We start from the raw sequence: 13,380 nt of genomic DNA on the forward strand, positions 1-13,380 counted from the left end.
GTCAGAGCCCTCTCGCGCCTTGCTGGCGCAGCAAGATCCACAGGAAGACCGGCGCGCCCAGGAGGGCGGTGATGATGCCGATCGGCATCTCCGCCGGAGCCACGATCTGGCGCGCGGCCAGATCGGCCAGCACCAGAAGTCCGGCGCCCAGAAGCGCGGCATTGGGCAGAAGCCGCCGGTGATCCGGCCCCTGCGCCAGCCGCAGAAGATGCGGCACCACGATGCCGATAAAGCCGATCCCGCCCGAGATCGCCACGGCGGCCCCGGTCGCGGCAGCCGTGCCAAACACCGCCAGATGCTTCACCCTTTGCACATCAATGCCCATATGCCCGGCCTGCGCCTCGCCCAGGGCCAGCGCATTCAGCCCCTTGCCCAGACGCGGCGCCAACGCCAGCACAGCCAGGATCAGCGGCAGGCTGGCGCCGAGCTTGCCCCAGGTCGCCCCGGCGAGCGAGCCCATTGCCCAGAAGGTCAGATCGCGCAACTGCCGGTCATCGGCGAGATAGACCAGCACGCCGGTCACCGCCCCCGCCAGCGCGCCGAGGGCAATCCCGGCCAGCAGCATCGTGGCCACCTGGGTCCGCCCGCCCGTGGTCGCCAGATGGTACAGCACCAGCGTCGCAAGCCAGCCGCCGCCAAAGGCCGCCAGCGGCACCAGATTGACGCCGAGCACTGCCATGACCGAGGCCGGCAAAAGCCCGCCCAGCACGATGGCCAGCACCGCGCCCAGCCCGGCCCCGGCGCCCACGCCGACAATCCCCGGATCGGCCAGCGGATTGCGGAACAGGCCCTGCAACAAGACCCCCGACACCGCCAGCGCCGCGCCCACCGCCAGCCCCATCACCAGCCGGGGCAGGCGGATGTCGAACAGGATCACCCGGTCGCGCAGGGCCACCTCGCCGCCGGACAGGGCGGTCAGCACCGCGCGCCAGCCCATGTCCGCCGCCCCCGTCGAGAGGGAAAGGGCCGAAACCACCAGCACCCCCAACACCAGCGCGGGGGTGAGGACCCCCGCCCTCGGAAGCGAGGGTCGCGTGGCCAGAACCATCGCCATAACCTCAGCCCCCGGAACCGGAAACCGCGCCGGATGCGCCGTAAAGCTGGCTGTAAAGGGCGTCGGCCGCCGCGGCGGTGCGCGGGCCAAAGCCCAGAAGCAGCATCCCGTCCATCCGGATGATCGCGCCCGACTTTGCCGCCGGGGTCTGGGCCAGAGCCGGTTGCGCCAGCACATCGGCATCCGACATCGCCAGCGCCCCTTCGCGTGCCATCATCAGGATGACATCGGGGGCAGCCTCCAGCACCGCCTCATCGGTCATCGGCTTGTAACCGGCAAAGCCTGTGGCGGCGTTCTGCCCGCCGGCCAGCCGGATGATCCCCTCGGCCGAGGTGCCTGTCCCCCCCGCCATCACCCGCCCGCCCTGCAGGGACAAAAGGAACAGGACCTTTTTCGGCTGCGTCACCGCTGCGGCGCGGGACGTGGCGGCGGCCAGATCCTTGCGGACCTTTTCGGCAAGGACCTGACCCTCGGGGGTCAGATCGAGGGCCTTTGCCACGGCGGTGATCTTGTCCACCACCCCGTCGGGGGAAGGGGTGCCGGGCATGGTTTCATAGGGAATACCCGCCCCCTTCAGCACCTCGATCGCGGCGGGGGGGCCGGCGTCGTGCTCGGCCAGCACAAGGTCGGGCGAGAGCGACAAGACGCCCTCGGGCGACAGGGCGCGCAGGTAGCCGACATCGGGCAGGGCGAGAACACTCTCGGGATAGGTCGAGGTGCTGTCGCGCCCGATCAACCGCGCTTCGGCGCCCAAAGCCACCACGATCTCGGTCACCGAACCGCCGAGGGACAGAACCCGCGCCTCTTCGGCCATAGCCGGGCCCGGCAGCGCCAGACCCAGAAGCAGCGCCAGACCCGGCAGGCGCAGAGTGCTTGCGGCCAGGGTCATGCGAAGGCCTCCTCAAGCGGGGGGAGGGCTGCGATCATCGCATTCCAGGCCTCGGCCGGGGCATCCTTGCGATAGCCGAACATTTGCAGGATCAGCCCGCCCTCGGCGTCAAAAGCCTCGACGCTGAACACGTCGCCGGTGCGGGTGGGTTTCCAGACGCTGTAGACCTCGGCGATATGGTCGGCGCGCAGATGCAGGTTGAAGCGCGGGTCCATCACGTTGATCCAGGGGCCCATCGGCACGACCCTCTCGATCAGGCCGGAGTGGATCTGGATGCAGCCCGGGTTGCCGACGAAGATCATCAGGGGGATCGCCTCTTGTGCGACCGTCTCCAGCACGCGGGTCACGGCACCGCTGGCCAGCGGCTGCACATAGGGCGCGCCGGCGACGCGGTAAGCGCCGAGCCGGTTCATGCCCTGTGCCTTCACCATGCCGAGGAACTGATGGGTGTCACCCATCGCATTCCAGGCGCTGCGCAGTGCCGCGGCCCCGGCAGGGGTGCCCCGGGCGGGTTCCACCACCGCGCGCTTGGTCAGGGTCAGCTGGCTCGCCTGTTCGGGATGGCGCAGGCCGCGGATCAGGGCCGCGAACTGGTCATGCGCCGATTCGGGCTTCAGATGCACCTTGTGGACCGCATCCCCCGCCGCATCAAAGACCTGAAGGCTGCGCTTCGGACCTTCAGGCCCGTCTTCCTCGACGGCAAAGGCATGGACCCAGTGCGACTGGAAGATGCGCAGGTCGATCTCGGCGCCCAGAACCATCGCGGCAAAGGCGCCGGTGCGATAGTCGTTATAGGTGCCGCGCCGTTCGTGGACGCAGGATTCGTTGCGCGTCAGCGCCATCACATCGCCGAGCTTGCCGATCCAGGGCATCAACCGGTCGGGGTCGGCGACCAGCACATGGGTGCCATGGCCGACAAAGGCCGCCACCAGTTCGGCCTCGGTGATGCCAAGGCTTTGGGCGAAGTCGCGGGCGCGGGCTTTGGGGTTTTCAAGTCGCAATGTGCGGATCGTGGCGGGCATGAGCGTGGCCATGTTGCATCCTTCCTGTGGTTCGGGGGGACGCGCATCTCTGGCGGATAGCTGGGGCGCGGATTTCCGTGACGCCGTTTTACCAGTCGGCGGGCGTCAGGGTATACTTGACAAATTCTGTCACCTTTCATAGAGGCTATTCGTGACAGTTCAAGTCAGAAATTTCTGCCCGCCAGCTTAAGCCCCTCCCGGCCCGGCCAGCCCTTCCGCAGACAGGACCCGAAGGGACGACCATGCCGACGCGCCACACGCCTGCCCTGCGCAGGCAACTTCTGCTTTCCGCCACCGCCATTGCACTGTGTATCCCGCTCGCCCCCGGCACGGCGGCAGCGCAGGCCGCGCCGCAGACCCAGGATGAAGGCCTGTTCCAGATGCTGGGCCGCATTATCCTTGGCACGGGGAGTGCAAAGCTCGCCATCGACACGCCACAGGCGGTCAGCGTGCTGGATCAGGACGACCTCGACCGCGCCCAGCCCGAGACGATCAGCGACCTCTTCGCCTCGGTCCCCGGGGTCAAGGCGGCAGGGGCTTCGGCCCGGCCCTTGGGGCAGGCCTTCAACATCCGCGGCATCGGCAATGCCGAACAGGCGGCCTCCGAATCGCGGATCGCGGTCACGGTGGATGGCGCGCCGAAGTTCTACGAATCCTATCGGATGGGGTCTTTCTTCGGCGACCTTGACCTGTACAAACGGGTGGAGGTGCTGCGCGGCCCGGCGTCATCGACGCTCTACGGCGCGGGAGCGATCGGCGGGGCCATCGCTTTCACCACCAAGGACCCGGCGAATTTTCTGGGCGAGGGCGACGGCACCGCTCTGAAACTGTCGGGCGGCTATTCCAGCAACGGCGATGGCACGCGCGAGGGCGTGATCTGGGCGCAGCGCCATGGCCAGACCGAGTTTCTGGCCGCGCTGAACCACTCCGAAGGTGGCGACATGCAGGATGGCAGCGGTGTCACCATCCCCGGCACGGCGCATGCCTCGTGGTCGGGCCTCGTCAAGGGCGTCTGGCATATCGCGGGCGATCAGACCCTGGCCTTCTCCGGCTCGCGTACCGATACCAAGCTGGATGACGCTTCGGTCGCGATGACCGGCGATCTGGTGTTCTTCGGCACCACGCCTTCCTCGGCGGCGGCGAATTTCGGGACCAATGACGTCCATGCGGTGGATGACACGCTCAGCCTGGCCTGGGACATCGGCGATCTGAAGGTGCAACTGTCGCATACGAAGACCGAGGTCGACAAATCCGACTTCTCGCTCGGCGTGGCCTGTGCGCCGGGTGACAGCCAGGTCCTGTGCGACAGCAGCTATTCCTATGCGACGACGGCGCTGAAGGTTGAACAGAAGTCGGAATTTGCCTTTGGCAACAGGAAGAACAGCGTGATCTACGGCGCGCAGCTGTCCTCTCAGGACCGCAGCGCTGTGTCGAGCCTGGGCGCCTTGTCCTTCCACCCCGAGGGCACCGACCAGAAGCTTGGGCTTTATGTCCAGGGCGAGTTCGTCTGGAATGACCGGCTGACCGTGATCCCCGGCCTGCGCGCCGACTTTGGCAACCTGTCGCCCTCGGCGGTGGCCAAGGCCAATGGTGGCGCGGACAAGGATTATACCGCGCTCTCGCCCAAGCTCGCCGCGATCTACAAGCTGAACAGCGCGTTTTCGGTCTTTGGCTCGCTGGCCCATACCGAGCGGATGCCCTCGCTGGACGAACTGTATCAGTACAACCCGACCGCCGGACGGGTGCCGCAGCGCACCGCCTCGCTGGGGCTGAAGAAGGAACAGGCCAATACGGGCGAACTGGGCGTGTCCTGGCAGGGCAAGGATCTTTTGTCCGAGGATGACAGCCTGCAGATCAAGCTGACCGGCTTTGACAACCATCTGAAGGACAAGATCGCCACGCGCCCCTCGACAGATTCCGCGCCGGGTCAGTCCTATTACCAGAACATCGCCGCCGCCCATATCTGGGGCACCGAACTGGAGGCGAGCTATGACGCCACGCGCTGGTTCAGCCAGGTCGCCTTCTCCTCCATCGGGTCCAAGGACAAGACCACCGGCAAGACCCTTGCCGATACCCCGGCCCGCAACCTTGCCGTGACGCTGGGGGCCAAGATGCCCGATCAACATCTGGTCATCGGCTGGCGCGCCCAGATGTTCGACGGGATCACCACCTCCTCGCTCAGCACCTCGGCCAGCGGCTATACCAGCCACGATCTGTTCGTGACCTGGACGCCGGAAACCGGTGCTATGGCGGGGCTCAGCGTGAATTTCGCCATCGAGAACGTCTTCGACAAGACCTATCGCAACAACCTGACGCTGGACAACGGGGTCGGGCGCAATGCGAAACTGACCATCGCAAAGACCCTGACATGGTAAGACGCGCTCCCCTGTCGCTTGCGGTTTTCGCGCTGGCACTGGCGGTGACGCAGGCCGCGGCGCAAGTCGCGGCCCCGCCCTCGGGCAGCGTCCTGCCCGAGGGGGAAAGCGCCGTGCTTGCGCTGGTGCTCAAGGCTCATCCGGTGGTGCAGGGGGTCATGGCGCTCCTCGGTCTTGCGAGCTTTGTCGTGCTGACCGTGCTCTTGTTCAAACTGGCGGAGTTCGCGCTGCTCTCGGCCCGGCTGTCGCGGTCGATGCGGGCGCTGGCGAGCGGCAAGGCGGTGGCGAGCCCGCATTGTCCGCTGGCGCAAAGCGCCCGCGCGGTCGAGGCGGAAATCTCCTGCCTGGCTGCCCCCCTGACCGCTGATCTGCGCGCCTCGGCGCGTGAACGGCTGGACCTCGCCCTGGCGCGGATCGAGGCGGGCGCGGTGCAGCGCCTTCGCGCGGGCACCGGGCTTTTGGCATCGATCGGGGCGGTGGGGCCCTTCGTCGGTCTGTTCGGCACGGTCTTCGGCATCATGAACAGCTTCATGGCGATTTCGGCCAGCCAGACCACCAACCTTGCCATCGTCGCCCCTGGCATCGCCGAGGCGCTGCTGGCCACGGCTCTGGGCCTGACTGCGGCCATTCCGGCGGTGCTTTTGTACAACCACCTGATGCGCCGGATCGCCGGCTTTCGTCACCGCCTCGCCGATGGCATGGCCGAGGTTCTGCGCCAGTTCAGCCATGCCGCCGATGCGCGGATGTTCACAGGAGGCTGAGCATGGGACTGCACATCGGGACGCCGGAAGAGGCCGAACTGGCCGAGATCAACGTCACCCCCTTCATTGACGTGATGCTGGTCCTGCTCATCGTCTTCATGATCGCGGCGCCCTTGTCGACGGTAGATGTGCCGGTGAACCTTCCCGGCTCTGCCGCCCCGCCGTCAGTGCGCCCGCAGGACCCGGTCTGGCTGACCGTGACCACCGACCTCTCGGTCCTTCTGGCCGATAACCCGGTGCCGCCCGGCACGCTGGCCGCAGCGCTGGATGCCCGCACGGCAAGCCAGCACGACACGCCGATCTTTCTGCGCGCCGACCGCAGCGTGACCTATGCCGCGCTGATGCGGGTTCTCGATGACCTGCGGGCGGCGGGCTATCTGAAAGTGGCCCTCGTCGGGCTGGAGGGTGCACCATGAGCCCCCTGTCCCCCGCCTCCCGCCTGCGTCCGGCTCTGGGCTGGCTTGGTGCGGCAGGGGCTGCGGCGGCACTCCTGACCGGCGCCGCCGCACTGGCGATGAACGTGCGCGCGCCGATGGATGCTGCGCCGCTGATGCTTGACCTTGGCAGCGCGCCGCCCGCCGCCCCGGCGCTGGCCGCATTGGCAGAGGCTGCACCGCAAGCGGTGGACGAGGCGCCGGATCTGCCGGCACCCCTGGCGGACCCCACCCCGCCGCCGACGCCAGTCGCTGCGCCTGCCTCGACTTTGCCTGCGAAACCGTCAGCCCCGGTCCTCCCGCTGCCCCGGATTTCCGACCTTGCGGACTTGGCCCTGCCGACGCCCGCTGCACCAGAGCCGCCCGCCAAGTCCCCCGATCCCGAACCCGTGGCCAAGACGCAGAAGCAACCAATCGAGAAGCCGGTTCAGCGCAAGGCCAAGACCGCCAAAGCGACGCCGCCCAAGGCAAACCCGGCACAAGCCAGCTCCGCCGGCGCCAGCGCCCCGAAAGTGGCGGCCAAGGCCAGCGGCGGGGCGGCAACCTCGCCTGCGACCTATGCCAAGGCGGTGATGAAGAAGGTGCGCGCGACCAGCAAGGCATCGGGTGCCGGCCGGGGCAGGGTGGTTGTGGGCTTTACCGTGGCGGAAAGCGGCGCGCTCGCCGGCGTGCAGGTGCTGCGCAGTTCGGGTGACAGTGGGCTGGATCAGATCGCGCTGAACCACATCCGCCGTTCGGCCCCGTTCCCGGCCCCGCCAGAGGCCGCCGGGCGCAGCTTTTCCTTCGAATTCGTCGGCAAGTGAGGTGCAGACTTCGCACCCGGCCTTTGGTCAAAGGGCGCGATAGGCCAGCCGGTCGCGCAGGGCATGTTCAAAGCCGACCTTCAGCGACACCGCCGAGACCGGCGCCCGCAGTTGGGTCGGCGCGTTGCGGTCCTCGGGGAAACGCTGCTGCTGGCATTCGTTCGAGACGAGGATTACCGGCACCCGCGCCACCAGATCGCCCATCATCTTGGTGGCCCGGAGGCCGCCTTCCAGCCCGCCCGCATTGGTCGTGTCGCAGTCCATCACCAGAAGCGCATAGCCGATCGGATCGTCGATCACGTCAGACAGCGCGGTGAACATCTCGTCGATCACATCGACCTGCGCCCCAAGCGCCGCCAGCCGACACGCCAACTGCCCGCCATCGGCCTCTGCCGACACAAGCAGCACCTTGCAGGCAAAGCCGATCGGGGTGGCCGCATTTTCGTGGAGGGCGCGGATGATTTGCATCGGAGACTCACATTGGCATGGCATTTGATTCAAACTATCCGGGCCACAAGGCGGAAATGAGGGCGAAATCTGGCCGGAACCGCGCCACAATCGGGCGCCCTCGCCTGAAATTCCGCGCAGCGCGCATGTCGGCGGGAGATTGTCTTGGCGGACGGTTTGCGCCACTCTCGCGGGGTGAGGTGAAGATGACGTATGACAGCCTGATCGACGCGGAGACCTGGGCCTTCATCAAGGCCACGGAAGACGCCTATCCCCCTGATGCGGCAAGCCTTTCCATCGCCGACCAGCGCAAGGTCTATGATCGGATGTGCCGCTCGTTCCACCGCGGTTACCCGCCGGGTGTGACGGCGCAGGATCAAAGCCTGGCCGGCGTGCCCTGCCGGATCTTTGACGGCGCTTTGCCCGCAATCCTTTACCTGCATGGCGGCGGGTTTGTGGTGGGCGGCCTTGAAAGCCATGATGACGTCTGCGCCGAGATTTGCGCGGCGACCGGGCTGAAAGTGGTTTGCGCCGATTACCGGCTTTCGCCGGAACACCTGCATCCGGCGGCCCTGGAGGATGCCCTGGCTGTGGCGCATTTTCTGGGCGCGGAGGGGCCGATCCTTCTGGCGGGCGACAGCGCGGGCGGCAACCTCTGCGCCGCCGTGGCGCGCGCCCTGCGCGGCAGCGCGGTGCGGGTCCTCGGCCAGGTGCTGATCTACCCCGGCCTTGGCGGCGATATCAACGCGGGCAGCTATCTGACCCATGCCCATGCGCCGATGCTGACGCGGGAGGATGTCCTCTTCTACGGCGGCATCCGCCATGGCGGCCGGGTGCCGCAGGGCGATGCCAGCGTCTCGCCCCTGCAGGACAGCGACTTTTCCGGCCTGCCACCGACCCTCTGCCTTGGCGCCGAATGCGACCCGCTCTGCGACGATGCCCATGCCTATGCCGCAGCCATCACCCGCGCCGGGGGCCGCGCCCATGCCGTGACCGAGCCCGGTCTGGTCCACGGCTATCTGCGCGCCCGCCATACCGTTGGCCGCGCCCGCGCCAGCTTTGCCCGCATCACATCCGCCCTGTCCGCCTTCGCCGCCGGCGAATGGCCCTATGGAGACCCCAAATGAACACCCATGTCCCCACAGCCACCCCGAACATCACCCATTGGCAGGAACGCGTCGATCTCGCCGCCGCCTTCCGCTGGACGGTGAAGCTGAACCTGCATGAGGCGGTGGCCAACCACTTCTCCCTCGCCGTCAACCCCGAGGGCACGCGCTTTCTGATCAACCCCAATGGTCGCCATTTCGGCCGGATCACCGCCTCCTCGCTCGTCGAGATTGACGCAAACGATCCGAAAACGATGGAGCGCCCGGATGCGCCCGATCCGACTGCCTGGGGCCTGCACGGCTCGATCCACCGCGCGCTGCCGCATGCGCGCTGCGTGATGCATGTCCATTCGATGCATGCGACGGTGCTGGCGAGCCTGGCCGACAGCACCTTGCCGCCGATCGACCAGAACTCCGCCATGTTCTTCAACCGCCATGTGGTGGATGGCCATTACGGCGGCATGGCTTTTGAGGAGGAGGGTGCCCGCTGCGCCCATATGCTGGCCGATCCGAAGGTGACGGCGATGGTGATGGGCAACCATGGCGTGCTGATCATCGGCCAGACGGTGGCCGATGCCTTCAACCGCCTGACTTATTTCGAACGCGCCGCCGAGACCTATATCCGCGCCCTGCAGACCGGAAAGCCGCTGCGCGTCCTGTCCGACGAGGTGGCCGAAAAGACCGCCCGCGAATGGGAGGCCTATCCCGGCGGCGCCGATTTCCACCTGAGGGAGATCAAGGCGCTCTTGGATGAAGAGGGTGCGACCTACGCCCAGTGAGAGAACCGTCAACATGAGCGATTTAGCGCGATACAGCCAACTGATCTTGATGATCTTCCTGTTATTCAACGGGTTCAGGGTGATGTTCTGGATGTTCGCGCTCTTGTTCAAGAGCAACGAAACATCGTCAGGCTCCGGTGTTCCGGACAATATTGAGTTTCTCAACAACATTTTCGCAGGCGACAGGCAGGCCAAGACGCGAAACAAATTGCAACGCGCGGTCCTTTGGTCGTTCTTTTTCCTGTTTTTGTTGGGCGGGCATTGGTTGGTGTTTAGGTTAAGTCTGTGAACTATACCCTTCAGTTGCCCGCGCTGGCCATCTTGCGGGTCTTCAGCACCTCTTCCAGCCAGCCCAGCTTCATCTCGGGCACCGAGGACAGCAGAAGGTCGGTGTAATCGTCGAAGGGCGGCGCCAGCACGTCGCTCTTCTGGCCGTAGCGGACGACCTGGCCGCGGTACATCACTGCAATCTTGTCGGCGATGGCGCGGACAGTGGCGAGGTCGTGCGTGATGAAGAGGTAAGCCACGCCCTCCACCGCCTGCAGATTGAGCAGCAGTTTCAGGATGCCATCGGCGACCAGGGGGTCGAGCGCCGAGGTCACCTCGTCGCAGATGATCAGCTTGGGCTTGGCGGCCAGCGCCCTTGCGATGCAGACCCGCTGCTTTTGCCCGCCGGAAAGCTCCGCCGGATAGCGGTTCTCGTAGCCCTTGCCCATCTCGATCTCTTCCAGAAGCTCCTGGATCCGGGCCTGTTTGGCAGCGCCCTTGAGACCGAAGTAGAATTCCAGCGGGCGGCCGATGATGGTGCCCACGGTCTGGCGCGGGTTCATCGCGGTATCGGCCATCTGGTAGATCATCTGCAACTCGCGCAAATCATCCTTGCTGCGGCTGGCGAGGTCGGGCGACAGGGTGCGCCCGGCGAAGGTGATCTTGCCGGCGCTGGCGGGCAGAAGCCCGGTGATCACCCGGGCGAGGGTGGACTTGCCCGAGCCGCTTTCGCCGACGATGGCCAGGGTCTGGCCCGCCGCCACGTCGATCGTGACCTTCTTCAACACGTCGAAGTCGGTGCCGCGGTAGCGCGCGGTGATCGCCGTCGCACTCAGCACCGGCGCGGCCGCAGGCTTTTCGGTGTGGTCGATGCTGCGGACCGAGACGAGGGCTTGGGTATAGGCCTCGGTCGGGGTGTTGATGATATGGTCGGTGGTGCCGTATTCGACGGTCTTGCCGTGGCGCAGCACCATGATCTCATCCGCAACCTGGGCCACCACGGCAAGGTCATGGGTGATGTAGATGGCGGCCACGCCGGTATCGTGGATCGCCTCCTTGATCGCGGCCAGGACGTCGATCTGGGTGGTGACATCCAGCGCCGTGGTCGGCTCGTCAAAGATCACGAGGTCGGGTTTGGGGCAAAGCGCCATCGCCGTCATCGCGCGCTGCAACTGCCCGCCCGAGACCTGGTGCGGATAGCGGCTGCCGAAGTTTTCCGGGTTGGGCAGGCCAAGCTTGCGGAACAGTTCGACCGCCCGCGCCTCAGCCTCGGCCCTTGGCATGACCTTGTGCAGGAGCGTGGTCTCGATCACCTGCTCCATCAGCCTTTTGGCCGGGTTGAAGGCCGCGGCGGCGGATTGCGCGACATAGGTCACTTCCTTGCCCCGCAGGGCGCGCAGGCCCTGGGCCGAGGCGCCGCGGATCTCGCGCCCGTTCAGCAGGATCTGCCCGCCTGACAGCCGCACCCCGCCCCGCCCATAGGACATGGCGGCGAGACCGATGGTGGACTTGCCCGCACCGGATTCGCCGATCAGCCCCAGCACCCGGCCTTTGGCCAAGGACACCGAGACGTCATCGACCAGCACCACATGGCGCGGCGCCTCGCCCGGCGGGTAGGAGGTGGCCTCGATCCTGAGGTTCCTGATCTCCAGCAGATCAGCCGCACGTGTCTCAACCATTGCGGCCTCCCTTCAAGCTGGTGGTGCGCGACAGCACCCAATCGGCCACCAGGTTGACCGAGATTGCAAGCAAAGCGATGGCCAGTGCCGGCATCATCGCCGCGGCCTTGCCGTAGACGAGGCCATCCTTGTTCTCCCGCACCATGCCGCCCCAATCCGCGAGCGGCGGCTGGATGCCAAGGCCGAGGAAGGAGAGGGTGGAGATGAACAGCACCGCGAAGATGAAGCGCATGCCGAATTCCGCGACCAGCGGCGACAGGGCGTTCGGCAGGATCTCGCGGAAGATGATCCAGCCCTGACCCTCGCCGCGCAGCTTGGCTGCCTCGACGTAATCCATCACCGCGATATCCACGGCGACGGCGCGCGACAGGCGGAAGACGCGGGTGGAATCCAGCACCCCCATCACCAGGATCAGCACGGTCAGATTCAACGGCAGCACCGACAGCACGACCAAAGCCACGATCAGCGAGGGCACCGCCATCATCAGATCGACGACCCGGCTCAGAACCATGTCGACCCAGCCGCCACGGGTGGCAGCCAGAAAGCCGAAGAAAGCCCCCATCGAGAAGGACAAGAGCGAGGAGACCAGCGCCACGAAAATCGTGATCTGCCCGCCATAAATCAGCCGGCTGACGATATCACGCCCGATCGTGTCGGTGCCCAGCCAGTAGCTGGCCGAGGGCCCCTCCCACACTTTTCCGACGGCAAGATCAATCGGATAGGGGGCGATCAGCGGCGCGAAGATCGCCGCGAGGATGAAGGCAGAGGTCAGGGTCAACCCGATCAGCGCCGAAATTGGGATTCTCATTTCGGGTGCCTCAGCCTGGGGTTCGAGATGATGCCGACAAGGTCCGCCAGGATGTTCAGCCCGATGTAGACGGCGGCGAAGATGATGCCGACGGCCTGCACCACGGGCAGGTCACGCTTGGCCACATGGTCGACCAGATATTGGCCGAGCGCGTTGTAGCTGAACACCACCTCGACCACGACGACGCCCACCACCAGATAGGCCATGTTGATCACCACGACAGCAATGATCGGCGCAATCGCATTGGGCAGAGCATGATGCCAGATCACCTGCATCGGGCTCAGGCCCTTCAATTCGGCGGTCTCGATATAGGCCGATTGCATCACGTTCAGGATCGCGGCCCGCGTCATCCGCATCATATGCGCCAGAACCACCATCACCAGCACGATGACCGGCAGGGCCACCGCATGCAGCTTGGCGAAAAAGCCCATGCCGGGCAGCACCATCGAGACCGGCTGGAACAGATGCACGACCTGCGTCAGCAGGTAGATGACGAAATAGGCCGCCACAAACTCGGGCAGCGAAATCGTGGCCAGGGTGATGCCGGAGATCAGCTTGTCCGGCCAGCGCCCGTTGAAGCGCGCGGCGACCAGCCCGAGGATGATCGCCAGAGGCACCGCGATCATCCCGGCGCAGCTGGCCAGGAACAGCGTGTTGCCGAAGCGCTGCCCGATGGACTTGGAAATATCCTGCCCGTTGGTCAGAGCCTTGCCGAGATCGCCTTGCAAGGCATGGCCCAGCCAGCGGAAGTACCGCACATAGGCCGGATCATTGAGGCCGAGGCTGGCGCGCAGGTTGGCCAGCGCCTCGGGCGTGGCCGATTGGCCAAGGATCGCCTGCGCCGTATCACCGGGCAACATCTCGACGCCGAGAAAGATCACCACCGACACGGCCAAAAGCAGGATCAGGCCCAGCGCAATGCGCTGGACCACGAGTTTAAGGAGCGGATGTACCAT

14 protein-coding genes are annotated in these 13,380 nt (G+C 66.1%); 7 read left to right on the top strand and 7 right to left on the bottom strand.

What is annotated here, in order from left to right; all coding sequences use genetic code 11:
- Position 1 precedes the first annotated feature (1 nt).
- From AC1DVR_RS02490 to AC1DVR_RS02500, 3 genes are read right to left on the bottom strand one after another with little or no spacing between them, the layout of a single operon-like run.
- Positions 2-1,054 (bottom strand): FecCD family ABC transporter permease, encoded by a 1,053-nt coding sequence (locus AC1DVR_RS02490; RefSeq protein ID WP_477998936.1) that lies wholly within the window; start codon positions 1,052-1,054, stop codon positions 2-4.
- Positions 1,055-1,058: 4 nt separating this feature from the next.
- Positions 1,059-1,943, bottom strand: coding sequence for a heme/hemin ABC transporter substrate-binding protein (locus AC1DVR_RS02495; RefSeq protein WP_477998937.1), 885 nt, complete (start codon positions 1,941-1,943; stop codon positions 1,059-1,061).
- Complete coding sequence (locus AC1DVR_RS02500; protein WP_477998938.1) at positions 1,940-2,977, bottom strand: hemin-degrading factor; 1,038 nt, start codon at positions 2,975-2,977, stop codon at positions 1,940-1,942. The genes AC1DVR_RS02495 and AC1DVR_RS02500 overlap by 4 nt, the downstream gene beginning before the upstream one ends.
- A gap of 230 nt (positions 2,978-3,207) precedes the next feature.
- Here AC1DVR_RS02500 and AC1DVR_RS02505 point away from each other — a divergent pair, with 230 nt between their 5' ends.
- The 4 genes from AC1DVR_RS02505 to AC1DVR_RS02520 are packed head-to-tail and all read left to right on the top strand — an operon-like array spanning position 3,208 to position 7,338.
- A complete protein-coding gene (locus AC1DVR_RS02505) occupies positions 3,208-5,340 on the top strand; it encodes a TonB-dependent receptor domain-containing protein (protein WP_477998939.1) in 2,133 nt (710 codons plus the stop codon).
- A complete protein-coding gene (locus AC1DVR_RS02510) occupies positions 5,334-6,101 on the top strand; it encodes a MotA/TolQ/ExbB proton channel family protein (protein WP_477998940.1) in 768 nt (255 codons plus the stop codon). Before AC1DVR_RS02505 ends, AC1DVR_RS02510 begins: the two co-directional genes overlap by 7 nt.
- Before the next feature lie 2 nt (positions 6,102-6,103).
- A complete protein-coding gene (gene exbD, locus AC1DVR_RS02515; protein WP_477998941.1) occupies positions 6,104-6,517 on the top strand; it encodes a TonB system transport protein ExbD in 414 nt (137 codons plus the stop codon).
- Positions 6,514-7,338 (top strand): TonB family protein, encoded by an 825-nt coding sequence (locus tag AC1DVR_RS02520; protein WP_477998942.1) that lies wholly within the window; start codon positions 6,514-6,516, stop codon positions 7,336-7,338. The genes exbD and AC1DVR_RS02520 overlap by 4 nt, the downstream gene beginning before the upstream one ends.
- A 27-nt stretch (positions 7,339-7,365) precedes the next feature.
- Here the strand turns inward: AC1DVR_RS02520 and AC1DVR_RS02525 are convergent, their stop codons facing one another.
- Positions 7,366-7,806 carry a hypothetical protein gene (locus AC1DVR_RS02525; RefSeq protein ID WP_477998943.1) on the bottom strand — a complete coding sequence of 147 codons (441 nt, stop codon included), beginning with the start codon at positions 7,804-7,806 and terminating at the stop codon, positions 7,366-7,368.
- A 185-nt stretch (positions 7,807-7,991) separates the two neighbouring features.
- Here AC1DVR_RS02525 and AC1DVR_RS02530 point away from each other — a divergent pair, with 185 nt between their 5' ends.
- Genes AC1DVR_RS02530 through AC1DVR_RS02540 form a run of 3 tightly spaced genes read left to right on the top strand, consistent with a single transcriptional unit; the run spans position 7,992 to position 9,959 of the window.
- Complete coding sequence (locus AC1DVR_RS02530; RefSeq protein WP_477998944.1) at positions 7,992-8,912, top strand: alpha/beta hydrolase; 921 nt, start codon at positions 7,992-7,994, stop codon at positions 8,910-8,912.
- Positions 8,909-9,670 carry a class II aldolase and adducin N-terminal domain-containing protein gene (locus AC1DVR_RS02535; protein WP_477998945.1) on the top strand — a complete coding sequence of 254 codons (762 nt, stop codon included), beginning with the start codon at positions 8,909-8,911 and terminating at the stop codon, positions 9,668-9,670. Before AC1DVR_RS02530 ends, AC1DVR_RS02535 begins: the two co-directional genes overlap by 4 nt.
- Before the next feature lie 13 nt (positions 9,671-9,683).
- On the top strand, positions 9,684-9,959 hold the full coding sequence (locus AC1DVR_RS02540; RefSeq protein WP_477998946.1) for a hypothetical protein: 276 nt from the start codon (positions 9,684-9,686) through the stop codon (positions 9,957-9,959).
- Between the two features lie 10 nt (positions 9,960-9,969).
- Here AC1DVR_RS02540 and AC1DVR_RS02545 read toward each other — a convergent pair whose 3' ends face one another.
- The 3 genes from AC1DVR_RS02545 to AC1DVR_RS02555 are packed head-to-tail and all read right to left on the bottom strand — an operon-like array spanning position 9,970 to position 13,380.
- Positions 9,970-11,616, bottom strand: a complete 1,647-nt coding sequence (locus AC1DVR_RS02545; protein ID WP_477998947.1) for an ABC transporter ATP-binding protein — start codon at positions 11,614-11,616, stop codon at positions 9,970-9,972.
- Positions 11,609-12,424 carry an ABC transporter permease gene (locus AC1DVR_RS02550; protein WP_477998948.1) on the bottom strand — a complete coding sequence of 272 codons (816 nt, stop codon included), beginning with the start codon at positions 12,422-12,424 and terminating at the stop codon, positions 11,609-11,611. Before AC1DVR_RS02550 ends, AC1DVR_RS02545 begins: the two co-directional genes overlap by 8 nt.
- On the bottom strand, positions 12,421-13,380 hold the full coding sequence (locus AC1DVR_RS02555; protein ID WP_477998949.1) for an ABC transporter permease: 960 nt from the start codon (positions 13,378-13,380) through the stop codon (positions 12,421-12,423). Before AC1DVR_RS02555 ends, AC1DVR_RS02550 begins: the two co-directional genes overlap by 4 nt.

The sequence above is a fragment of the Rhodobacter sp. P2_H5 genome (assembly GCF_056403335.1).